General features: G+C 55.9%; 23 protein-coding genes. 9 read left to right on the forward strand and 14 right to left on the reverse strand.

Going from position 1 to position 22,597, the window contains the following annotated elements; all coding sequences use genetic code 11:
• The first annotated feature begins 20 nt into the window (after nt 1-20).
• The 4 genes from ribH to pgpA all read left to right on the forward strand — a co-directional run bounded on the left by ribH (nt 21) and on the right by pgpA (nt 2,477).
• Entirely contained in the window at nt 21-491 is a 471-nt protein-coding gene (gene ribH, locus WFN61_RS00155) for a 6,7-dimethyl-8-ribityllumazine synthase (RefSeq protein WP_144814463.1), read from the forward strand.
• Between the two features lie 19 nt (nt 492-510).
• A complete protein-coding gene (gene nusB / locus WFN61_RS00160; RefSeq protein ID WP_042391578.1) occupies nt 511-930 on the forward strand; it encodes a transcription antitermination factor NusB in 420 nt (139 codons plus the stop codon).
• Nucleotides 931-1,006: 76 nt separating this feature from the next.
• Complete coding sequence (gene thiL, locus WFN61_RS00165) at nt 1,007-1,984, forward strand: thiamine-phosphate kinase (RefSeq protein ID WP_312632790.1); 978 nt, start codon at nt 1,007-1,009, stop codon at nt 1,982-1,984.
• A complete protein-coding gene (gene pgpA / locus WFN61_RS00170; RefSeq protein WP_144814456.1) occupies nt 1,962-2,477 on the forward strand; it encodes a phosphatidylglycerophosphatase A in 516 nt (171 codons plus the stop codon). Before thiL ends, pgpA begins: the two co-directional genes overlap by 23 nt.
• 40 nt (nt 2,478-2,517) lie before the next feature.
• On the opposite strand, the gene WFN61_RS00175 is transcribed toward pgpA, so the two are convergent.
• The 4 genes from WFN61_RS00175 to xseB form a co-directional block, all read right to left on the reverse strand.
• Nucleotides 2,518-3,492 carry an aldo/keto reductase gene (locus WFN61_RS00175; protein ID WP_312927657.1) on the reverse strand — a complete coding sequence of 325 codons (975 nt, stop codon included), beginning with the start codon at nt 3,490-3,492 and terminating at the stop codon, nt 2,518-2,520.
• Nucleotides 3,493-3,553: 61 nt separating this feature from the next.
• Entirely contained in the window at nt 3,554-5,416 is a 1,863-nt protein-coding gene (dxs, locus tag WFN61_RS00180; RefSeq protein ID WP_337037050.1) for a 1-deoxy-D-xylulose-5-phosphate synthase, read from the reverse strand.
• A gap of 17 nt (nt 5,417-5,433) precedes the next feature.
• A complete protein-coding gene (gene ispA, locus WFN61_RS00185; protein WP_312176677.1) occupies nt 5,434-6,333 on the reverse strand; it encodes a (2E,6E)-farnesyl diphosphate synthase in 900 nt (299 codons plus the stop codon).
• A 1-nt stretch (nt 6,334) separates the two neighbouring features.
• Entirely contained in the window at nt 6,335-6,577 is a 243-nt protein-coding gene (gene xseB, locus WFN61_RS00190) for an exodeoxyribonuclease VII small subunit (protein ID WP_144814443.1), read from the reverse strand.
• A gap of 204 nt (nt 6,578-6,781) precedes the next feature.
• Here xseB and thiI point away from each other — a divergent pair, with 204 nt between their 5' ends.
• Nucleotides 6,782-8,230, forward strand: a complete 1,449-nt coding sequence (gene thiI, locus WFN61_RS00195) for a tRNA uracil 4-sulfurtransferase ThiI (protein ID WP_257756726.1) — start codon at nt 6,782-6,784, stop codon at nt 8,228-8,230.
• A gap of 85 nt (nt 8,231-8,315) precedes the next feature.
• Here thiI and yajL read toward each other — a convergent pair whose 3' ends face one another.
• Nucleotides 8,316-8,909, reverse strand: coding sequence for a protein deglycase YajL (yajL, locus tag WFN61_RS00200; RefSeq protein ID WP_144814437.1), 594 nt, complete (start codon nt 8,907-8,909; stop codon nt 8,316-8,318).
• Nucleotides 8,872-9,783, reverse strand: coding sequence for a 2-dehydropantoate 2-reductase (panE, locus tag WFN61_RS00205; protein WP_144814433.1), 912 nt, complete (start codon nt 9,781-9,783; stop codon nt 8,872-8,874). Before panE ends, yajL begins: the two co-directional genes overlap by 38 nt.
• A 125-nt stretch (nt 9,784-9,908) precedes the next feature.
• Here panE and WFN61_RS00210 point away from each other — a divergent pair, with 125 nt between their 5' ends.
• Nucleotides 9,909-10,400 carry a YajQ family cyclic di-GMP-binding protein gene (locus WFN61_RS00210; RefSeq protein WP_144814429.1) on the forward strand — a complete coding sequence of 164 codons (492 nt, stop codon included), beginning with the start codon at nt 9,909-9,911 and terminating at the stop codon, nt 10,398-10,400.
• A 29-nt stretch (nt 10,401-10,429) separates the two neighbouring features.
• Here the strand turns inward: WFN61_RS00210 and WFN61_RS00215 are convergent, their stop codons facing one another.
• The 8 genes from WFN61_RS00215 to WFN61_RS00250 all read right to left on the reverse strand — a co-directional run bounded on the left by WFN61_RS00215 (nt 10,430) and on the right by WFN61_RS00250 (nt 19,304).
• Nucleotides 10,430-11,791: an MFS transporter gene (locus tag WFN61_RS00215; protein ID WP_257756727.1), complete on the reverse strand. Its 1,362-nt coding sequence runs from the start codon at nt 11,789-11,791 to the stop codon at nt 10,430-10,432.
• 160 nt (nt 11,792-11,951) lie between these two features.
• Nucleotides 11,952-12,842: a heme o synthase gene (cyoE, locus tag WFN61_RS00220; RefSeq protein WP_072015238.1), complete on the reverse strand. Its 891-nt coding sequence runs from the start codon at nt 12,840-12,842 to the stop codon at nt 11,952-11,954.
• Nucleotides 12,843-12,853: 11 nt separating this feature from the next.
• Nucleotides 12,854-13,183, reverse strand: coding sequence for a cytochrome o ubiquinol oxidase subunit IV (locus WFN61_RS00225; RefSeq protein ID WP_144814423.1), 330 nt, complete (start codon nt 13,181-13,183; stop codon nt 12,854-12,856).
• A complete protein-coding gene (locus WFN61_RS00230; RefSeq protein ID WP_144814419.1) occupies nt 13,183-13,797 on the reverse strand; it encodes a cytochrome o ubiquinol oxidase subunit III in 615 nt (204 codons plus the stop codon). The genes WFN61_RS00225 and WFN61_RS00230 overlap by 1 nt, the downstream gene beginning before the upstream one ends.
• Nucleotides 13,787-15,778, reverse strand: coding sequence for a cytochrome o ubiquinol oxidase subunit I (gene cyoB / locus WFN61_RS00235; RefSeq protein WP_257756728.1), 1,992 nt, complete (start codon nt 15,776-15,778; stop codon nt 13,787-13,789). Before cyoB ends, WFN61_RS00230 begins: the two co-directional genes overlap by 11 nt.
• Nucleotides 15,779-15,797: 19 nt before the next feature.
• The gene (gene cyoA / locus WFN61_RS00240; protein ID WP_238083388.1) at nt 15,798-16,745 is read right to left on the reverse strand and encodes a cytochrome o ubiquinol oxidase subunit II; all 948 of its coding nucleotides are present in this window, start codon (nt 16,743-16,745) and stop codon (nt 15,798-15,800) included.
• 458 nt (nt 16,746-17,203) lie between these two features.
• Nucleotides 17,204-18,682, reverse strand: coding sequence for a muropeptide MFS transporter AmpG (gene ampG, locus WFN61_RS00245; protein WP_312235168.1), 1,479 nt, complete (start codon nt 18,680-18,682; stop codon nt 17,204-17,206).
• Nucleotides 18,683-18,725: 43 nt separating this feature from the next.
• Nucleotides 18,726-19,304 carry a lipoprotein gene (locus WFN61_RS00250; protein ID WP_042391597.1) on the reverse strand — a complete coding sequence of 193 codons (579 nt, stop codon included), beginning with the start codon at nt 19,302-19,304 and terminating at the stop codon, nt 18,726-18,728.
• A gap of 304 nt (nt 19,305-19,608) precedes the next feature.
• On the opposite strand from WFN61_RS00250, the gene bolA reads away from it, so the two are divergent.
• The 3 genes from bolA (at nt 19,609) to clpP (ending at nt 22,498) form a co-directional block, all read left to right on the forward strand.
• On the forward strand, nt 19,609-19,926 hold the full coding sequence (gene bolA / locus WFN61_RS00255) for a transcriptional regulator BolA (protein ID WP_042391598.1): 318 nt from the start codon (nt 19,609-19,611) through the stop codon (nt 19,924-19,926).
• A gap of 364 nt (nt 19,927-20,290) precedes the next feature.
• Nucleotides 20,291-21,589 (forward strand): trigger factor, encoded by a 1,299-nt coding sequence (gene tig, locus WFN61_RS00260; RefSeq protein ID WP_144814406.1) that lies wholly within the window; start codon nt 20,291-20,293, stop codon nt 21,587-21,589.
• Nucleotides 21,590-21,874: 285 nt separating this feature from the next.
• Complete coding sequence (clpP, locus tag WFN61_RS00265; RefSeq protein ID WP_042391600.1) at nt 21,875-22,498, forward strand: ATP-dependent Clp endopeptidase proteolytic subunit ClpP; 624 nt, start codon at nt 21,875-21,877, stop codon at nt 22,496-22,498.
• The last annotated feature ends 99 nt before the right edge of the window (nt 22,499-22,597 follow it).

Raw genomic sequence — 22,597 nt, forward strand, 5'->3', positions numbered from 1 at the left:
GAGAACCCTAAGGTAAGTTTATGAACATTATTGAAGCTACTGTTGCTGCCCCGGACGCTCGCGTCGCCATCACCATTGCGCGTTTCAACAACTTCATCAACGACAGCCTGCTGGAAGGTGCTATCGACGCCCTGAAGCGTATCGGCCAGGTTAAAGATGAAAACATCACCGTTGTTTGGGTTCCAGGTGCTTATGAGCTGCCTCTGGCGGCGGGTGCGCTGGCAAAAACCGGTAAATACGATGCGATTATTGCGCTCGGCACGGTGATCCGTGGCGGTACGGCACACTTCGAATACGTCGCGGGCGGCGCAAGCAACGGCCTGGCGCACGTGGCTCAGGAGAGCGCCATTCCGGTAGCCTTTGGTGTGCTCACCACTGAAAGTATTGAACAAGCCATCGAACGCGCTGGCACGAAAGCGGGTAACAAGGGTGCTGAAGCAGCACTGACCGCGCTTGAAATGATTAATGTATTGAAAGCCATTCAAGGCTGATTTTTGTAAGGGGAATTCCGTGAAACCTGCTGCTCGTCGCCGCGCCCGTGAGTGTGCCGTTCAGGCGCTTTACTCCTGGCAGTTGTCCCAGAACGACATCGCCGATGTTGAATACCAGTTCCTGGCGGAACAGGATGTCAAAGACGTTGACATCGCTTACTTCCGCGAGCTGCTGTCCGGGGTGGCGACTAACAGCGCATATCTCGACGGCCTGATGAAGCCCTATCTGTCCCGCCTGCTTGAAGAGCTGGGCCAGGTTGAGAAAGCGGTACTGCGTATCGCGCTGTTCGAACTCTCCAAACGTGATGATGTGCCCTACAAGGTTGCCATCAACGAAGCTATCGAGCTGGCAAAAACGTTTGGTGCAGAAGACAGCCACAAGTTTGTGAATGGCGTGCTGGATAAAGCCGCACCCGCGATCCGCCCCCACAAAAAGTAACCTCAAGGCCGGTACGGCGGAGCGCAGTTGCCGCTTCGCCCCGGCCTTACTCATTTATTCTGCTGAGGCATAACGTATGGCATGCGGCGAATTCTCCCTTATTGCCCGTTACTTTAACCGCGTCAGACGCGCGCGCCTGGATGTCGAAACCGGCATTGGCGATGACTGCGCGCTGCTGAATGTCCCGGAAAAACAGACCCTGGCAATCAGTACCGATACGCTGGTATCGGGCATTCATTTTCTCCCGGATATCGATCCTGCCGACCTGGCTTACAAGGCGCTGGCGGTAAACCTGAGCGATCTGGCGGCGATGGGCGCTGACCCGGCGTGGCTGACCCTTGCGCTGACCCTGCCAGAGGTCGACGAGCTCTGGCTGAAAGCGTTTAGCGACAGCCTGTTTGAGCAGCTTAGCTACTACGACATGCAGCTGATCGGCGGCGACACGACGCGCGGGCCGCTCTCCATGACGCTAGGTATTCACGGCTACGTTCCGGCGGGCCGGGCGCTGAAACGCTCTGGCGCGAAGCCCGGAGACTGGATCTACGTCACCGGCACGCCAGGAGACAGCGCCGCCGGGCTGGCGATCCTGCAGGATCGTTTGCAGGTAAACGATCCCAACGATGCCGACTGGCTGGTCAAACGCCATCTGCGCCCAACGCCGCGTATTTTGCACGGCCAGGCGCTGCGCGATCTGGCGAATTCCGCTATCGATCTCTCCGACGGGCTCATCTCCGACCTGGGGCATATTTTGCAGGCCAGCGAGTGCGGGGCGATGATCGACGTTGACATGCTGCCCTATTCGGATGCCCTGCGTCGCCATGTGGATCCAGACCAGGCCCTGCGCTGGGCGCTGGGCGGCGGCGAGGATTACGAACTCTGCTTTACCGTGCCCGAGTTGAATCGCGGCGCGCTGGAGGTGGCGATTGGTCAGCTTGGCATTCCGTACACCTGCATCGGGCGGATGAGCGCCGATATCGACGGCATCAGCTTTACCCGCGAGGGCAGGGCTGTGACTTTTGACTGGAAAGGATATGACCATTTTGCCGCGCACTAAAGATATCGCTAAAAGCCGCCTGAACTTGCGTAACCCGTGGCACCTGCTGGCCACCGGGTTTGGCAGCGGCCTGAGTCCGGTGGTGCCAGGCACGATGGGCTCGCTGGCGGCGATCCCGTTCTGGTATCTGATGACCTTCCTGCCGTGGCAGCTCTACTCCATGGTGGTGATGCTCTCTATCTGTATTGGCGTCTACCTGTGTCACCAGACGGCAAAGGATATGGGGGTGCACGACCACGGCAGCATCGTATGGGATGAGTTTATCGGGATGTGGATCACCCTGATGGCGCTACCCACTAACGACTGGCAGTGGGTGGCCGCCGGGTTTGTGCTGTTCCGTATCTTTGATATGTGGAAGCCCTGGCCGATCCGCTGGTTCGACCGCAACGTGCACGGCGGGATGGGGATTATCGTTGATGATATCGTTGCCGGGATTGTGGCGGCGGGGATCCTCTACCTGATTGGCCATCACTGGCCGATTGGTATTATTTGATCCGCTTTTATCCGGCCCATAGTGGGCCGGATGCTTACCCTTATTTGAATCCGACGACCGGATGCTGCTTATACGGCGTCTCCAGCTCGGCAATCTGCTCTGGCGTCAGGGTTAACTCTACCGCCTGGATCAGCTCTTCAAGCTGCTCTTCCCGGGATGCACCGATGATCGGGGCGGCAACGCCGGGCTTGCTCAGCAGCCAGGCAATGGCCACCTGTGCCCGGGTCGCCCCGGTATCTTCTGCAATCGCCGCCAGCCGCTCGGCAATCTGTGCATCCCCGGCGTCGCTCTCGTTATAGAGCGTTTTACCGAACTCATCCGACACTGAGCGAGCCGTGGTTTCTCCCCACGGGCGCGTCAGACGACCGCGCGCCAGCGGGCTCCATGGGATCACCGCCACGCCCTCCTGATAGCAGAGCGGCAGCATCTCGCGCTCTTCCTCACGGTAGATAAGATTGTAGTGATTCTGCATGGTGACAAAGCGCGCCCAGCCATTCTGTTCCTGAAGCTTCAGCGCCTCGGCGAACTGCGAGGCGTGCATAGACGACGCGCCGATGTAGCGGGCCTTACCGGCCTTTACTACGTCATTCAGTGCTTCCAGCGTCTCTTCGATAGGGGTGTTATAGTCCCAGCGGTGGATCTGCAGCAGGTCAACATACTCCATGCCGAGCCGGCGCAGGCTGTCATCAATCGAGCGCAGGATCTGCGGGCGAGAGAGCCCTTCCGGCAGATCGCCCACCTGATGGTAGACCTTGGTGGCGACCACCACCTCTTCGCGACGGGCAAAATCTTTCAGCGCCCGGCCAACGATCTCTTCGCTGCTGCCGTCAGAGTAGCTGTTCGCGGTATCGAAAAAGTTGATGCCGCCCTCAAGGGCGTGCTTGATGATGAGTCGGCTGCTCTCTTCTGGCAGGGTCCAGGCGTGATTGCCCCGGTCCGGTTCGCCAAAGGTCATACAGCCCAGACAAAGACGGGAAACCTTAAGATCTGTTTTTCCTAACGTGTTGTATTGCATGGTTCCACTCCTGCTTAAGGGTACGAGTACCCTTAAGCATAGCAGGAGCGGAACCGGAGGCTCAGGCCAGCCAGGTCTGAATTTTTGCGATGATACCGGCGGCGTCGAGGCCCAGCTCGATGCGCGCCTCTTCCTGAGTACCCTGTGGGATAAAGTAGTCCGGCAGGCCGAGGTTGAGAACCGGAACCGGCTTACGGTTAGCCATCAGCACTTCGTTCACGCCGCTACCTGCACCGCCGATGATGGCGTTCTCTTCCAGAGTGACCAGCGACGCGTAGGTTGCGGCCAGCTCCAGAATCAGCGCCTCGTCAAGGGGCTTCACAAAACGCATATCCACCAGCGTGGCGTTCAGCGTCTCGGCGGCTTTTTCCGCTTCCGGCATCAGCGTACCGAAGTTAAGGATCGCGATCTCTTCGCCCTGGCGTTTCACTACCCCTTTACCGATAGGTAACGCGGCCAGCGGCTCAAGCGTCACGCCCACGGCGTTGCCGCGTGGGTAGCGTACGGCGCTCGGCCCTTCGCTGTAGTGGTAGCCGGTGTAGAGCATCTGACGACACTCGTTCTCGTCGCTTGGGGTCATGATCACCATTTCCGGCACGCAGCGCAGGAAAGAGATATCAAACGCGCCCTGGTGCGTCTGCCCGTCAGCACCGACAATCCCCGCCCGGTCGATAGCAAACAGCACCGGCAGCTTCTGGATCGCCACGTCGTGGATCACCTGATCGTAGGCACGCTGCAGGAAGGTAGAGTAGATCGCCACCACCGGCTTATAGCCGCCGATTGCCAGCCCGGCGGCAAAGGTTACCGCGTGCTGCTCGGCAATCGCCACGTCAAAGTACTGCTGCGGGTAGGTGCGGGAGAACTCCACCATGCCGGAGCCTTCACGCATCGCAGGCGTAACGGCCATCAGCTTGTCATCTTTTGCCGCTGTCTCGCACAGCCAGTCGCCAAAAATTTTCGAGTAGGAGGGCATGCCGCCGCTGCTTTTTGGCAGCGTTCCCTTGGCCGGATCGAATTTCGGTACGGCGTGGAAGGTGATCGGATCCTTTTCGGCTGGCTCGTAGCCGCGTCCTTTTTTGGTCATGATGTGCAGGAACTGCGGGCCCTTCAGGTCACGCATGTTTTTCAGCGTGGTGACCAGACCCAGCACGTCATGGCCATCGACCGGCCCGATATAGTTAAAGCCCAGCTCTTCAAACAGGGTACCAGGCACAACCATGCCTTTAATATGCTCTTCGGTGCGTTTCAGCAGCTCTTTGATCGGCGGTACATTGGAGAAGACCCGCTTTCCACCTTCGCGCAGGGTAGAGTAGAGCTTGCCCGAGAGCAGCTGCGCCAGATGGTTGTTGAGCGCGCCAACGTTCTCGGAGATCGACATCTCGTTGTCGTTGAGGATCACCAGCATATCCGGGCGAATATCACCGGCGTGGTTCATCGCCTCAAAGGCCATGCCGGCGGTGATCGCCCCGTCGCCAATTACGCAGACGGTGCGGCGCTGTTTACCCTCTTTCTCTGCCGCTACCGCGATGCCAATCCCGGCGCTGATAGAGGTAGAGGAGTGGCCGACGCTCAGCACGTCATACTCGCTCTCGCCGCGCCACGGGAAGGGGTGCAGGCCGCCTTTCTGGCGGATCGTATCGATGCGATCCCGGCGACCGGTCAGAATTTTGTGTGGGTAAGCCTGATGGCCGACGTCCCAGATAAGCTGATCGAACGGCGTGTTGTAGACATAGTGCAGTGCCACGGTCAGCTCAACCGTGCCAAGCCCGGAGGCGAAGTGACCGCTGGAGCGGCTCACGCTGTCGAGAAGATAGCGGCGCAGCTCGTCGCACAGCTTCGGCAGGCTCTCTTTTGGCAGCAGGCGCAGATCCTGGGTGGCATTCACCAGCGCCAGGGTCGGGTATTTGGCAGTATCAAAACTCATCAGAGACTCATTGTTGTTTATTTATCACGCTGAATTATAAAGTCGGCCAGCGCTTCAAGGGTCGAGGTGTCCAGAGAGTGGGCGGCCAGCTGCGCTAACGCGCTGCGGGCGTCGTCAATCAGGTCACGGGCTTTCGTCCGGGCTTGCTCAAGGCCCAGCAGGGCAGGATAGGTGCTTTTACCCAGCTGCTGATCGGCCCCCTGACGTTTGCCGAGAGTTGCAGTATCACCCACCACATCCAGAATGTCATCCTGTACCTGGAAGGCCAGACCGATACACTCGGCGTATTGATCCAGAATCGGCAGCACGTCACGACCCCGTTCACCGGCGGTCAGGGCACCCATGCGCACCGCCGCGCGGATCAGCGCCCCGGTTTTATGGCGGTGGATACGTTCCAGCTCGGCAAGCTGCACCTGTTTGCCTTCGGCTTCCAGATCCAACGCCTGACCGCCACACATGCCCGCCACGCCGCTGGCCTGCGCCAGCTCGGCAACCATTGCCAGCCGATCGCGATCGCTCACCTCCGGCATTGGCGCATCGGCAAGGATAGAGAACGCCAGCGTTTGCAGGGCATCTCCTGCCAGAATGGCGCTCGCCTCACCGTATTTAATGTGGCAGGTCGGCTGGCCCCGGCGCAGATCGTCATCGTCCATGGCCGGCAGATCGTCATGGATCAGGGAGTAGGCGTGAATGCACTCCACGGCAGCAGCGGGGGCATCCAGGGTGTTAACGCTGACGCCAAACATGCTGCCTGTGGCATAGACCAAAAATGGCCGCAGGCGCTTGCCGCCTAATAGTGCACCATAGTTCATGGCCTCAACCAGAGGCGTATTCTGAAAAGGCAGAGGGGCGATGAAGCGCCGTAGCGCGCTATTGGCCTGATCGACGCAGGTCTCTAATTGTTCAGTAAAATCCATATTACTCGGCGTCCGGGGTGAAGGGGGTGAGCGGGACCTCTTCCTGTTCTGAGAGCAGGATCTGCACGCGCTGCTCCGCCTGCTGTAACTTGGTCTGCCCCTGGCGTGCCAGCTGCACGCCGCGTTCAAATTCGCTCAGGGCCTCTTCAAGGGGCAGATCGCCGCTCTCAAGACGGGTCACTATCTGTTCCAGCTCGGTAAGCGCCGTTTCAAAGCTGGCCGGTGCGTCGTTTTTCTTTGCCATAAGGATGTCTGACTCTCGTTTTATTCGTCTGCGCTATGGTAGCGAAGTCGGGCCGCGTATTAAATAACGCGCAATGGTCATGCGGTGTGCAAGGTAGACCCCGATGGTGGTATACTTGCGCGCCTGGAAGCAGCCGCGGTTAGGGGCTGCTGTATTAATCCCCCACAAGTCCACTATGCGACTTGCCAAAGAACCTTTGCCGCCATGAAGTTTATCATTAAATTGTTCCCGGAAATCACCATCAAAAGCCAATCCGTGCGTTTGCGCTTTATTAAAATTTTAACCGGGAACATTCGTAACGTTCTGAAGTACCACGACGAAGAGATTAAAGTCGTTCGTCACTGGGATCACGTGGAAGTGCGTACCAAAGACGAGTCCTTGCGTACTGCCATTCGCGATGCCCTGACCCGTATTCCCGGTATCCACCATATTCTGGAGGTAGAAGATGTGCCTTATACCTCCCTGCATGACATTTTCGAGAAAGCGCTGGCCCAGTATCGCGAGCAGCTAGAGGGGAAAACCTTCTGCGTGCGCGTGAAACGTCGCGGTAAGCATGAGTTTAGCTCCATTGAGGTAGAACGCTACGTCGGTGGCGGGCTGAATCAGCATATTGAGAGCGCTCGCGTAAAATTGACTCACCCGGATTACACGGTCCATCTGGAAATTGAAGACGATCGCCTGCTGCTGATAACGAACCGTACCGAAGGTATCGGTGGTTTCCCTATCGGTACCCAGGAAGATGTGCTGTCGCTAATCTCCGGTGGCTTTGACTCCAGCGTCTCCAGCTATATGCTGATGCGCCGTGGCTGCCGCGTACACTACTGCTTCTTCAACCTCGGCGGCGCAGCGCATGAGATTGGCGTCCGTCAGGTGGCTCACTATCTGTGGAACCGCTTCGGCAGCTCGCACCGCGTACGCTTTGTGGCGATCAACTTTGAGCCGGTGGTCGGTGAGATCCTGGAAAAAGTAGACGACGGCCAGATGGGCGTCGTGCTGAAACGCATGATGGTGCGCGCAGCGTCTAAGGTCGCCGAGCGCTACGGCGTGCAGGCCCTGGTCACCGGTGAAGCGCTGGGCCAGGTCTCTAGCCAGACCCTGACTAACCTGCGTCTGATTGACAACGTCTCTGATACGCTGATCCTGCGCCCGCTGATCTCTCATGATAAAGAGCACATTATCGACGTGGCTCGCGCGATCGGCACGGAAGACTTCTCCCGTACCATGCCAGAGTACTGCGGCGTGATCTCTAAAAGCCCGACGGTAAAAGCGGTGAAATCGAAGATCGAAGCCGAAGAGCAGAACTTCGATTTTGCGATCCTCGATCGGGTAGTGGAAGAGGCAACCAACGTCGACATCCGCGAGATTGCTCAGCAAGCCGAGCAGGAAGTGGTTGAAGTTGAGACCGTCACCGGTTTTGGTCCGAACGACGTGGTGCTGGATATCCGCTCTCCGGACGATCAGGAGAGCAAGCCGCTGACGATAGAGGGCGTCGACGTGGTAACGCTGCCGTTCTACAAGCTGAGTACCAAATTTGGCGATCTCGATCAGAGCAAAACCTGGCTGCTGTGGTGCGAGCGTGGGGTGATGAGCCGCCTGCAGGCGCTCTATCTGCACGAGCAGGGCTTCACCAACGTCAAGGTGTACCGCCCATAAGAAAACGCCCGGCGAGCCTGCCGGGCCTACAAAGTGCATAATGTAGGCCGGGTCAGGCGTAGCCGCCACCCGGCGTTTTTATTGCTTACGCTTCGTAATGGTTATAGATCCCCGCAGCGATCACCAGCTGTGACGCTACCTCATGCGCTTTCTCGCGCCCGACCAGCAGGTCGATAATCTTCAGTGCAAAATCGATCGACGTTCCCGGCCCCTGGCTGGTGAGCAGGTTCACCCGTGGATCCCACACTACGCGCTTATCCTGCCACTGCTCCTCAGGGATGCGATCCTTCAGCGCCGGAAAACCGGTCATATTGCCGATGGGGAAGATATTGTGCGGAACCAGCACGATGCCTGCCGCCGCGCAGATAGCCGCCACGATCCGACCCGAGCGGTGAAACTGTTTTACCGTCTCGACCAGCAGGGGGCTGTCACGAAAGCACTCCGCGCCCTTAACGCCGCCGGGCAGGACAATCACGTCATAGTCACCGTCGGCGACTTCCACCAGCGGGGCATCGGCGAGCAGCTTGACACCTCGGGAGCAGGTCACCGCCAGATTGCCGTCGCTGGCCACGCTGGCGGTAGTGACCTTAATCCCACCGCGGACCAGCAGATCGATGGTGGTCACCGCTTCGGTCTCTTCGCTACCAGGGGCGAGGCATATCAGTGCTGATGCGCTCATACTCACTCTCCTTACGTTTAATCTGTTCATAGAGGCGGGTATTTTCCGGTACCGCAATGCCATGGGCACGGGCGCGGCGGAGCAGATAGCCCGTAATGTAATCCGCTTCGGTGCGGCGCTGGGCACGAACGTCCTGCAGCATCGATGAAATGTTTTTCGCGGTATTTTCAATGACCTGATTAACGTAATACAGCAGATCATCCGCTGAAGTATGATGGCCTTCGCGCTCCATTACTGCCGCCACCTCATTACAGATAGCCTCGGTCAGCTCCGGGTGCGCCAGCAGTTCGCCGTTTGGACAGTTCCACAGGGCCGTCAGCGGGTTGATCACACAGTTGACCGCCAGCTTGCGCCACAGCTGCGGGCGGATAGTGTTATGCCAGGCCACGTCCGGTAACACCTCCTGCAAGGTGTCCGCCAGATAGCTGTAGTCACCGTCCTGCTGCCGGGCGGGGCCGATATGAGTCGTACCGCTGGCAACGTGAATAATGATGTTGCCATCCCGGCGGGCGGCATGGGTGGTAATGCCCATCAGCAGCGGGTGGGGGATCGCTTTTAACTCCTCGACCGTACCCATGCCGTTGTGGATCAGCAGCACCGGTGTGGTAGTGGGCAACATAGAGGCCAGGCTTTTTACCGCATCGGAGACCTGCCACGCCTTGAGCGTGACCAGCAGCAGATCGCTCTGGGCCAGAAAATCAGGATCGTTAGCGGTCAGGGATTCGTTGAACACGCCGCCATCTTCGTCAATTACGTTGACGCTGCAGTAGGGTTGAGGCACCCGCAGCCAGCCCTGAACTTCATGACCACGCTTACAGAGCGCCGCCAGCCACAGTTGCCCTAATGCTCCGCATCCAAGCACGGTTATTTTCATTGTTCCTCCTCACCTGCAACAGCGCCAGGTGGCAATGCGTTAAGTATAGCGCCGTCGGCTACGCTTCTCGTTATGTCCTGTTGCGGGTATTATGCATCGCAACAAAAGTGAAAGGAGAAGAAAAGATGCCATCTTTCGATATTGTTTCTGAGGTTGACCTTCAGGAAGTCCGTAACGGTGTAGACAATGCCAGCCGTGAAGTTGAATCACGCTTCGATTTCCGTGGCGTTGAGGCAACGTTTGAGCTGAACGATGCCAATAAGACCATTAAGGTACTGAGCGAGTCTGATTTTCAGGTCAATCAGCTGCTGGATATCCTGCGCGCCAAGCTGCTGAAGCGCGGCATTGAGGGGACCTCTCTCGATGTTCCGGAAGAGTTTGTGCACAGCGGTAAAACCTGGTTCGTTGAAGCCAAGCTGAAGCAAGGGATTGAGAGCGCGGTGCAGAAGAAGATCGTTAAGCTCATCAAGGACAGCAAGATCAAGGTCCAGGCGCAGATTCAGGGGGAAGAGATCCGCGTCACCGGTAAATCCCGCGACGATCTGCAGTCGGTAATGGCGCTGGTGCGCGGCGGCGATCTGGGACAGCCGTTCCAGTTCAAAAACTTCCGCGACTAATAAAAATGCCCGGTTATCCGGGCATTTTTTTAGGCTCTGAGCGCCTGCTCAACCTCAAAACGATTCGTCACTTTACTGTCGATTTTCACGTAGGCACTGCGCTCTTCAGGAACGATCAGCACCTCGCTGACGCCCGCTTTGCTCTCTAACTGCTGCTTAAGCGTATCGGTGATCGCCACGTCATCCGGGATCTCCACGCGCAGGCTGCTGACGTAGGGCGGCTCCTGCATGGTGCTGGCGACCAGCAACCAAACGGTGGCCAGCAGCGCCCCTGCCAGGAAGACAGTCTGGGAGTCGAACCAGCCGTCAACCCAGCCCCCCAGCGAGCCGCCGATGGCGACGCCGATAAACTGGCTGGTAGAGTAGATCCCCATCGCCGTACCTTTATAGCCCGCCGGGGCTTCTTTACTGATCAGCGAAGGGAGAAGGGCTTCCATCAGGTTGAACGCCAGGAAGAAGAGCTGCACGCCCGCCACCAGCTCCCAGAAATGCGGTCCCGCACCCCAGAGCACAATCTCGGCAATCAGCAGGACGATCACGCAGAAGATAAAGACCCGCTTCATGTGGCGCTTCACTTCGGCGTAGATAATAAACGGCACTACGCTGACGAAAGAGATAAGCATCGTCACCAGATAGATCTTCCAATGCTCCGATGCCGGGAAGCCGGCGGCCTCCATCTGCCCCGGCAGGGCAACGAAGGTCGACATCAGCAGGATATGCAGACACATAATGCCGAAGTTGAGCTTCAGCAACGGCGGGCGGGCAATCACTTTACTGAAGCAGCCTTTTACCATTCCCGATTCACGATTCAGTACGTGATTTTTGCTGTCCGGCACCACCCATAGTGTCAGAATGATGCCTGCCGTTGCCAGGCCAGCAATCATCCAGAATAGGGCGTGCAGGCCGAGCCGGTGGGTAATAATAGGGCCAAGCACCATGGCAATAGCGAAGGTGATGCCAAAGCTAACGCCGATAAAGGCCATCGCCTTGGTGCGGTTCTGTTCGCGGGTGAGGTCTGAGAGCAGGGCCATAACCGCAGCGGCAATGGCCCCGGAGCCCTGCAGAGCGCGGCCAAGAATAATGCCCCAGATCGAATCGGAGAGGGCGGCAATCACGCTGCCAATGACAAAAATCACCAGCCCGCCGACGATCAGCGGCTTACGGCCGATGCGATCCGACAGCAGGCCGAAAGGGATCTGGAATATCGCCTGAGCCAGGCCGTAAATGCCAATGGCAAAGCCGATCAGCGCTTCGCTGGCCCCCTGTAGGGCCATGCCATAGGTGGTCAGAACGGGCAGGACCATAAACATGCCGAGCATACGCAGCGAGAATACTGTCCCTAAACCCCAGGTGGCGCGTAGCTCGCCCGGCGTCATTTTATAGTCGTTCATTACTACCTCAATCAAAAAACCGGACACAGTATAGTGCAGGGGAGGGCGGGGCGAGTTATCCCGTAATGCGCAAAGCGTGGAATATAGTACATCAATGAGTTATTGATTTAATAAATAAAAAAGGGCGCCGAAGCACCCTTTTTGTAACATCTTTTTTAAATTACCAGACGTAGGTCAACAGGTTATGTGAGTCCGGAACCATAAAGTCCACGGACATCATCACCGAGAGGGAGGTGATCGCCACGATAGAGAACACGAACAGCTTACGCGCCCACACTCTGTCGTCTTCGACCTTATAACCCTTCAGCGCCATCCCCAGCCACCAGACGCTCACCGCAGCCGCCACCGCCAGATACTTGTATCCAGCGTAGCCGCCCAGCGAGAGCATTAGGGTCGCTACAGCAAAAGCGATGATATAGAGCGTAATGTGGTTTTTCGCTACCGAGATCCCTTTCACCACCGGCAGTACCGGGATGTTCGCCGCCTGATAATCCTTAAAGCGGAAAATCGCGATGGCGTAGGAGTGCGGCATCTGCCACAGGCTAAAGATAGCCAGCAGGATCAGCGCACCGCTGTCGAAATCACCGGTTACCGCGCAGTAGCCAATCACCGGCGGCGCAGCGCCGGAGAGAGAGCCAATCAGCGTGCCGTAGACGGAGTGGCGTTTCATATACAGGCTGTAGACGCCGACATACACCACGAACCCCATCACCCCCAGCCAGCAGGCCAGCGGGTTAGCACCAAACCACAGCAGCATAAAGCCAGCAATACCCAACAAGGTGGCGTACACCAGCGAAATTTTCGGGGAAATCAGGCCTTTGACCAGCACCCGGTTCTTCGTACGCTCCATTTTACGGTCAATGTCACGGTCGATGTAGTTGTTAAATACACAACCCGATGCCACCACCAGCGACACCCCGATCAACGTATAGGCGAAGAGGGGATAGTCGATGCTGCCCTTAGAGGCCAGCAGGAACCCCCCGATCACGGAGATCAGGTTGCCGAAAATGATGCCTGGTTTCGTTACTTGCAGGTATTGCTTAAACATCATACTCGCCGCTCTTAGTGAACCATCATGTTGTAATTCAGGTTCCACATAATCCAGATTGAGCCTACCACCAGAATGGCGATGATCAGCACGGTAAAGACAAAGGCCACCAGGTTCCAACGCTCTTCAGAAGAGGTGTTCATGTGCAGGAAGCACACCAGGTGAACCAGAATCTGTACCACCGCCGTCACCAGCACGACACCCAGAAGGGTGGCGTGCGAGGCGGAGCCGGTCATTACCATCCAGAACGGAATAGCCGTCAGGATGATCGACAGGATAAATCCTGTCATGTAGGTTTTTACGCTGCCGTGAGAGGCGCCGCTATGATCGGTAGAATGACTCATTACATCGCCCCCATCAGGTAAACTACAGAGAACACACAGATCCAGACCACGTCCAGGAAGTGCCAGAACATGCTCAGGCACATCAGACGGGTGCGGTTAGTGCTGGTCAGCCCGCGACGGGTAACCTGGAACATCAGGATCGCCATCCACACCAGACCTGAGGTCACGTGCAGACCGTGGGTCCCTACCAGCGCAAAGAAGCCTGACAGGAAGCCGCTGCGATCCGGACCGAAGCCCTCAGCAATCAGGTGATGGAACTCATACAGCTCCATCCCGATAAAGCCCGCACCGAACAGGAAGGTCAGCGCCAGCCAGGAGATCACCTGGCTTTGACGACCGTTGTTCATGGCGATAATCGCCATGCCATAGGTGATGGAGCTGAACAGCAGCAGGGCAGTTTCAACCAGCACAAACGGCAGTTCGAAAATATCCTTCCCGCTCGGGCCACCTGCAGTGCCGTTCACCAGAACGGCATAGGTAGCAAACAGACATGCAAAGAGAATGCAGTCGCTCATCAGGTAGATCCAGAAGCCGAACACTTTGTTCGACCCTGCATCGTGGTGCTCATGCTCGTGGGCATGAGCGTTAGCGTGAGTTAGAGTCTCAGTTGACATTTTTCAGTCCTGCCTTGCTAATTTCGTCGAAGTGCTGGTTTTCCAGTGTTTCAACGGTGGCAACCGGTACGTAGTAATCCACGTCCTCATCAAAGCTTTTCACAATCCAGCTCACGATCATGCCGGCAAAGCCGAGGATCGCCATCCACCAGATATGCCAGATCATGGCAAAGCCAAAGACGAGGCTGAACGCTGCGATAATGACACCCGCGCCGCTGTTTTTCGGCATATGAATCTCTTCATAGTGCGTCGGCTGGATGTACGCTTCGCCTTTGTCTTTCATTTCCCAGAATGCATCACGTTCGTGAATGTGCGGCACAACGGCAAAGTTATAGAACGGCGGCGGTGAAGAGGTTGCCCACTCCAGCGTACGGCCACCCCACGGGTCACCCGTCAGGTCGCGGTTCAGGTCACGATCGCGCACGGAGGTGTAGATCTGCATGATGATGCAGAAGATACCGATAGCAATCAGCAGCGCACCGATCTCAGCCACAATCATCAGCGGCTGGAACATCGGGTCGATGTTCTGGCTTACGCGACGCGTCATACCCATGAAGCCCATGGCGTACAGCGGCATAAAGGTTACGAAGAAGCCGATGATCCAGAACCAGAAGGCGCGGATGCCCCAGGTCTCGTTCATGGTGTAACCAAAGGCTTTCGGCCACCAGTAGGTCAGGCCAGCGAAGCAACCGAATACCACACCACCGATAATAACGTTATGGAAGTGTGCAATCAGGAACAGGCTGTTATGCAGTACGAAGTCCGCACCCGGTACGGCCAGCAGCACGCCTGTCATCCCACCGATAGAGAAGGTGATGATGAAGCCGATGCTCCACAGCATAGCGGAGTGGAACTGAATACGACCCTGGTACATGGTAAACAGCCAGTTGAAGATCTTGACCCCGGTCGGGATGGCGATAATCATCGTGGTGATACCAAAGAAGGCGTTAACGTTCGCGCCGCTGCCCATGGTAAAGAAGTGGTGCAGCCATACGATAAACGACAGAACGGTAATCGCGATGGTTGCCCATACCAGGGAGGTGTAGCCAAACAGACGCTTCTTAGAGAACGTAGCCACAACTTCTGAGTAGACGCCGAACACTGGCAGAACGAGAATGTACACTTCCGGATGGCCCCAGGCCCAAATCAGGTTGATGTACATCATCATGTTGCCGCCCATATCGTTGGTAAAGAAATGGGTGCCCAGATAACGGTCAAGCGTCAGCAGCGCGATGGTTACCGTCAGGATAGGGAACGAGACGATAATCAGCACGTTAGTACAGAGTGACGCCCAGGTAAATACCGGCATTTTGAACATGGTCATGCCAGGGGCACGCATGCGCAAAATGGTCACAAAGAAGTTAATACCGGTCAGGGTTGTACCAATACCAGAGAGCTGGAGACTCCAGATCCAGTAGTCAACGCCTACGCCGGGACTGTACTCAATGCCCGAGAGCGGTGGATAAGCTACCCAGCCGGTCTGAGCAAATTCGCCCACGCCCAGCGAGATGTTAACCAGCACCACGCCGACAACGGTGAACCAGAAGCTCAGGTTGTTCAGGAATGGGAAGGCAACGTCACGGGCGCCGATTTGCAGCGGCACGACCAGGTTCATCAGGCCTACCACGAACGGCATCGCCACGAAGAAGATCATGATAACGCCGTGGGCGGTAAAGATCTGATCGTAGTGGTGCGGTGGCAGGAACCCGGCTTCGCCCGACGAGACGAGCAGCTGCTGGGTACGCATCATGATGGCGTCGGCAAAGCCACGCACTAACATCACGATAGCGACGAGGATGTACATAATCCCCAGGCGTTTGTGGTCCACGGAGGTGAGCCACTCGTTCCACAGATATGACCACTTACCGAAATAAGTGAGTGCTGCAACTAACGCCAGTCCCCCGACGAGAATTGCTGCCACCGTAACCATGATAATCGGTTCATGGTACGGCACTGCATCCAGTGTAAGTTTTCCGAACATCGTATTATTCCTCGGCCCCTTAGTGAGAGGTTTCCGCGTGATTCATGTTCATGCCTTCCATGCCTTCGTGCGAGTTCTGTTCGCCTTCAGCCTGAGTCACGTCCATGCTCTTCCCAGGTCCCATAAATTTGTTAATCACATTAACAAACAGGTCAGGTTTAACACTGGAGAAGTATTCGACTTTATTGTATTCGCTAGGTGCTGCCAGCTTGTTGTACGCGTCCATGTCATTCATGACTTTCGGCGACTGTTTCGCTTGCGCTACCCACTGGTTGAAGGTCGCGGCATCCGGTGTTGCGATGGCTTTGAACTTCATGCCGGAGAAACCAGCACCACTGTAGTTAGCAGAAATACCATCGTAGGTGCCGGCTTCGTTGGCGATCAGGTGCAGTTTGGTCTGCATCCCGGCCATCGCGTAGATCTGGCTACCCAGTCGCGGAATGAAGAAGGAGTTCATCACCGAGTTCGATGTGATTTTGAATTCCACAGGCGTATTCGCCGGGAACGCAATCTCATTGACCGTTGCGATGCCCTGCTCCGGGTAAATAAAGAACCACTTCCAGTCCATTGCAATGACTTCGATGGTTACCGGCTTCGCATCGTGCACCAGCGGACGGCTGGGTTCGAGCGCATGCGTGGTTTTCCATGTCAGTACCGCAAGGAAAATGATGATAAGGATGGGAATCGTCCAAACCACAGCTTCAACTTTGTTCGAGTGCGACCAGTTGGGGCTGTATTTGGCTTCCTTGTTCGACGCCCGGTACTTCCAGGCAAAACCGATAGCCATCACGATGGCGGGGATCACGACAATCAACATCAGCCCAAGAGCCGTCAGTATCAATGAACGTTGTTCCAGTCCAATCTGTCCTTTGGGATCGAGAAGTGCAGAATCACAGCCGCTCAGTAACGCCGCGCCTGTGATTAATGACAACATTCCCAAAATTTTATTGTATTTCCTGAGTCTCATTTAACGACCTCAATTCCACGGGGGTCTGGTGGCGCTTAAAGTGTGCGGGCATTTTACGGGAAGGTTACATTACTGTAAACATGCGTGGCGCGCTGTCAGTAGGGTGTTACTGGGTTCTGCCGCGTATGTCACACAGAAGGCAACAATCTGTAAAATCTCGCAATCGCCGCGTTCGGCCCCAAGGTTATAACCAAAACCGGGCCTAATACTTATAGACCAGGCGAAATGGTATAACCAATCCATTTTGTGAACATTTACTTAACATTAATTCAGCAATTATCAAACATTGCGCGAAGCTTAATTTGATAACCATGCTGAATCATTAAAGCGTAGTCGTAAATGTATACCGCACAAAATAATTAAACAAAAAGAGAGATGAAGCCAGAATTAAACAAATATATCCTGAAATTAAATCTTTTAATTATTTTGCGCGATTATTACCTGCAGTAACTAACGGGTTATTTTTCCTGCGCGGTTTTGCGCAGGGAGAGGTAGTCCAGTAGCCCACCGTAGAGAATGCCGCCTACGGCCAGCAGCGCGCCGATCTCTAACAACAGCCCGGCGAAATCCCATGATGTCAGACCGAGGGCGTTAAGGGTGATGACGCCCAGCCAGGCCGCCAGCAGCACACAGCCCACGGCCAGCGTGCGGAGCGCCAGCTGGTAGGCCCCGGCGTAGCGGCTGCGGGGAAGAAAGCCGTCGGTGCGCTGGGTATAGGCCAGCGTCTCTTTACACACCAGCAGCAGAAGCAGCCCCGGTACGGCGGCGATCACCGAGAAGAGATAAAACGTCGACCAGCCCCAGCTCTCGACAAACCAGCCGGCGATAGGACCGACGTAGACGCGCCCGATAGCGGAGAGGGCAGAGAGCAGGGCGAACTGGGTGGCAGAAAACGACTTGTTGCACAGGGTCATCAGCAGGGCAACAAACGCGGCTGTACCCATTCCGCCGCACAGGTTCTCAAAGAATACCGCCGCCGCCATACTGTAGAGATGCTTATCCGTGACCGACAGCAGCCAGTAGCCCGCGTTGGAGGCCCCCTGCAGGATGCCAAAGATCAGCAGGGCACGAAACAGCGTCAGGCGCTGCATCAGCACGCCGCCGTAGAGCGCTCCGAGGATGGTCGCAATCAGCCCGAGCGTTTTATTCACCACGCCGACGTCACCGGCGTCAAAGCCCACGCCGCGGATCAGAAAGGTGGTGGTCAGGCTCATGGCGAAAGCGTCGCCCAGCTTATAAAGGACGATAAGCAGCAGGATCAGCCAGGCGTTGTTGCGCCCGAAGAAGTCACGCAGCGGCGCGACCACGGCCTGCTCCAGCGATTTCGGTACCGGCACGGCATCGTCTGGCTCGGGAGCAAAGAGGGTAGCAATAATACAGGGCAGCATCAGCGCCGCCATCAGCCAGTACATTCCCTGCCAGCCCAGCCAGCGGTCCGCCAGCCACAGCGCCAGCCCACCGGAGACCAACATGCCGAGGCGGTAGCCCAGCACGCTGATGGCGGCCCCTGCGCCGCGCTCTTCGGCGGGCAGCACATCGGTCTTCCAGGCATCGAACACAATATCCTGCGAGGCGGAGCAGAAAGCGATGATAACCGCCAGTCCCGCCATCCAGCGCAGCTGCGAGGTGGGCTCAAGGAAGCCCATCCCTGCAATAGCGATCAGCAGCAGGATCTGGGTCGTCAGCAGCCAGCCGCGACGACGGCCAAAGAACGGCGGCGTATAGCGGTCCATCACCGGCGACCATAAAAACTTAAACACGTAGGCCTGGCCCACCAGCGAAAAGAAGCCGATGGTCTTCAGGTCAATGTTTTCGACGGTCATCCACGCCTGAAGCGTGCCGGAGGTCAGGGCAAGGGGGAGGCCTGAGGCAAAACCCAGGATCAGCAGGATGGCTGACTTAGGTTGCTGAAAGATACGTAGATAGCGGCTGGACATAGGAGGCGGGCTGACCCGGCGCGAACCGGGTCAGCGGGCAGAATTAACGCGCGTTCTGCTTGATAAAATCGTGGATGCTGGTGTCCTGGGACATGTCAGCGATGGTGTCGGTCAGCACGCTGTTCACGCTGTCGGCGATGTTTTTATTCGACGCCTGCAGTGCACCTTCAACCGAGTAGTTCGCACGGTAGTTTTTGGTCATCTTGTTGCCGTTCGGGGCAGTAGCGATGATGGCGATATCGGCTTTGGTGGCGATGTTGTAGCGCACGTTGCCCTGGGAGACGTCAGCGTAGAGCTGGCTCACGATAATCTGCAGATTCACTGCGCCGTTCGGGCCAATCATGTAGCCACGAGCGGTCATCTGTTTCTCCAGCACTTCCTGCAGCAGGAAGCGCAGATCGCGGGAGGCGGTCAGGGTCACCAGCTGGTTGTCGCGGGTCACTTTTGCCAGCGCCTGATCCTGACGCTGATCGGCACCGTTGATGCTCACGGTCACGCCCATCAGGCTCGGATCCTGCTGCGGCAGGGTAATTTTGGGTGAGACATCAATAGTAGTAGGAGGCGTAGCACAGCCAGCCAGCATAAACAGAGCGACCAGCGGGAAAAGCACTTTTTTTAACATATAAGAGATCTCTGTGAATCTTAAGCTTATAAAGGGGTAATTGGCGTCATCATAACATTGCCAACGGCCGGGGCAACCCGGCAATGCATGTAAATTCATCGCCTTGTGCATTTTGTGCTCACAAATCCTGTTTAACCGCCCATAAAAGCGACCTGAATGAGAATTTCTCCGGTGGGTTCATGCCTTTGAATGATAAAACGAGACGAACGCTAAATATTTGTTGTTTTCTTGTTATGGAAGCGGTAAAAGCGGCTAATATTTAAAGGGATGGGTTACATCTGAACGCTGTCTGAGGAGTCTTTTCATGATGATACGCGAACAAATAGAATCAAAATTAAGGGCAACGTTTGAACCCGCGTTCCTCGAAGTTGTTGATGAAAGCTACCGTCACAATGTTCCGGCCGGTTCTGAAAGCCATTTCAAGGTGGTGCTGGTAAGCGATCGCTTTGCAGGCGAACGTTTTCTTAACCGCCATCGAATGATTTACAGTACGTTAACCTCCGAGCTTGCCACGACGGTACACGCGCTGGCCCTGCATACCTACACCCTCAAAGAGTGGGAAGGTTTACAGGATACCCTCTTCGCGTCACCGCCCTGTCGAGGTGCGGGTACGATTGCGTAATAACTGAGTGCGTAATAAATGAGGTTTGCAACAGCGCGAACTTTTCCAGTATGTTGCGTACAGAATATGTGAAAACGGCCTGCGGGCCGTTTTATTTTGTCTGAGTTTTGTTCGATAAGGCCAAAACTCAGACAAAAATTAGCCGTGAATTGTGAAAAAGGCCGCAACAGCGTGCAATAACCGTTCTCGACTCACAAAAGTGATGCCGCTATAATGCTGCGTCCTATTTTTTGAACGCCTTCGGGATGATTCTGGTGACAGGGAATGTGTATCTGATTCAAGAGAGCATCCCGGTTCTACGCAGCCACCTGACGTGGTCTGCGGATAGAGTTGACCGAGCACTCTGATTTTTTGAGGTAACAAGATGCAAGTTTCAGTTGAGACCACTCAGGGCCTTGGCCGCCGTGTAACGATCACTATCGCTGCTGACAGCATCGAGACCGCTGTAAAAAGCGAGCTGGTCAACGTTGCGAAAAAAGTACGCATTGACGGCTTCCGTAAAGGCAAAGTACCGATGACCGTTGTTGCTCAGCGTTATGGCGCATCCGTACGCCAGGACGTGCTGGGTGAGCTGATGAGCCGCAACTTCATTGATGCGATCATTCAGGAAAAAATCAATCCGGCCGGCGCACCGACCTACGTACCGGGCGAGTACAAAATGGGTGAAGACTTCACCTACTCCGTAGAGTTTGAAGTTTATCCGCAGGTTGAGCTCACCGGTCTGGAAAGCATCGAAGTTGAAAAACCGATCGTTGAAGTGACCGATGCTGACGTTGACGGCATGCTGGACACCCTGCGTAAGCAGCAGGCAACCTGGAAAGACAAAGACGGCGCGGCTGATGCAGAAGATCGCGTGACCGTAGACTTCACCGGTTCCGTTGACGGCGAAGAGTTCGAAGGCGGTAAAGCCACTGACTTCGTGCTGGCGATGGGCCAGGGCCGCATGATCCCGGGCTTCGAAGACGGTATCAAAGGTCACAAAGCAGGCGAAGAGTTCACCATCGACGTGACCTTCCCGGAAGATTACCACGCTGAAAACCTGAAAGGGAAAGCGGCTAAGTTCGTCATCAACCTGAAAAAAGTTGAAGAGCGCGAGCTGCCAGAGCTGACCGAAGAGTTCATTAAACGTTTCGGCGTTGAAGATGGCTCCATCGACGGCCTGCGCGCTGAAGTGCGTAAGAACATGGATCGCGAGCTGAAAGGCGCGGTACGTAACCGTGTTAAAACGCAGGCCATCGACGGTCTGGTAAAAGCGAACGAAATCGACGTGCCGGCTGCCCTGATCGACAGCGAAATCGACGTGCTGCGCCGCCAGGCTGCTCAGCGCTTCGGTGGCAACGAGAAACAGGCTCTTGAGCTGCCGCGTGAGCTGTTCGAAGAGCAGGCGAAACGCCGCGTTGTTGTCGGTCTGCTGCTGGGCGAAGTGATCCGTACCCACGAGCTGAAAGCTGACGAAGCACGTGTGAACGAGCTGATCGAAGAGATGGCGTCCGCTTACGAAGATCCGAAAGAAGTGGTTGAGTTCTACAGCAAGAACAAAGAGCTGATGGACAACATGCGCAACGTTGCGCTGGAAGAGCAGGCTGTTGAAGCCGTTCTGGCGAAAGCGAAAGTGTCTGAAAAAGCCACTTCCTTCAACGAGCTGATGAACCAGCAAGCGTAAGTCACGTTTCCCGCCTTTACGCGGAAACGAAAGCCCGTCACCTGCTGGTGGCGGGTTTTTTTTTAACATTCACCGGCTATCGGAAGAGTGCTAAAAGCACGTTTCAGTGTTAGCGTTAAGCCAAAAGATTGTTATGCTTGAATTAAGATGATGCCATCCCCATAACAGGGAGACTATCAAGATTAACGCTTGCTGCAGATCCGTCCAAGGTGGTCGTAGTCAGACCAGTCAGAGTCAAGTAGAATCGGGACAGCAGGTTTATTCATTTTTATCCAGGAGACGGACATGTCATACAGCGGCGAACGAGATAACTTTGCACCCCATATGGCGCTGGTGCCAATGGTTATTGAGCAGACTTCACGCGGTGAGCGCTCATTCGATATCTACTCTCGTCTTCTTAAAGAGCGCGTCATTTTCATGACTGGCCAGGTCGAAGACCATATGGCAAACCTGATTGTGGCGCAGATGCTGTTTCTGGAAGCAGAAAACCCGGAAAAAGATATTTACCTGTATATTAATTCCCCAGGCGGGGTGATTACCGCCGGGATGTCAATCTATGACACCATGCAGTTTATCAAGCCTGACGTTAGCACCATCTGTATGGGTCAGGCGGCGTCAATGGGCGCATTCCTGCTGACCGCAGGGGCTAAAGGCAAGCGCTTCTGTCTGCCAAACTCACGCGTCATGATCCACCAGCCGCTGGGTGGCTATCAGGGCCAGGCAACGGATATCGAGATCCATGCGCGTGAAATTTTGAAAGTGAAGGGGCGCATGAATGAACTTATGGCACACCACACGGGTCAATCATTAGAGCAGATTGAACGCGATACCGAGCGTGACCGCTTCCTCTCCGCCGCTGAAGCGGTAGAGTACGGGCTGGTTGACTCAATCTTGACCCATCGTAATTAATGCCCAGGCCGGACGAGTACCGCTATAATCATTGAGAGCGGCACGACGCTGTATAGCGTCTTGCGCCTGGAGTGGCATTTGCGTCGTCGTGTGCGGCAC

This window comes from Pseudescherichia sp. AS216, from assembly GCF_037152055.1.
In the GTDB taxonomy this organism is placed as follows: domain Bacteria; phylum Pseudomonadota; class Gammaproteobacteria; order Enterobacterales; family Enterobacteriaceae; genus Pseudescherichia.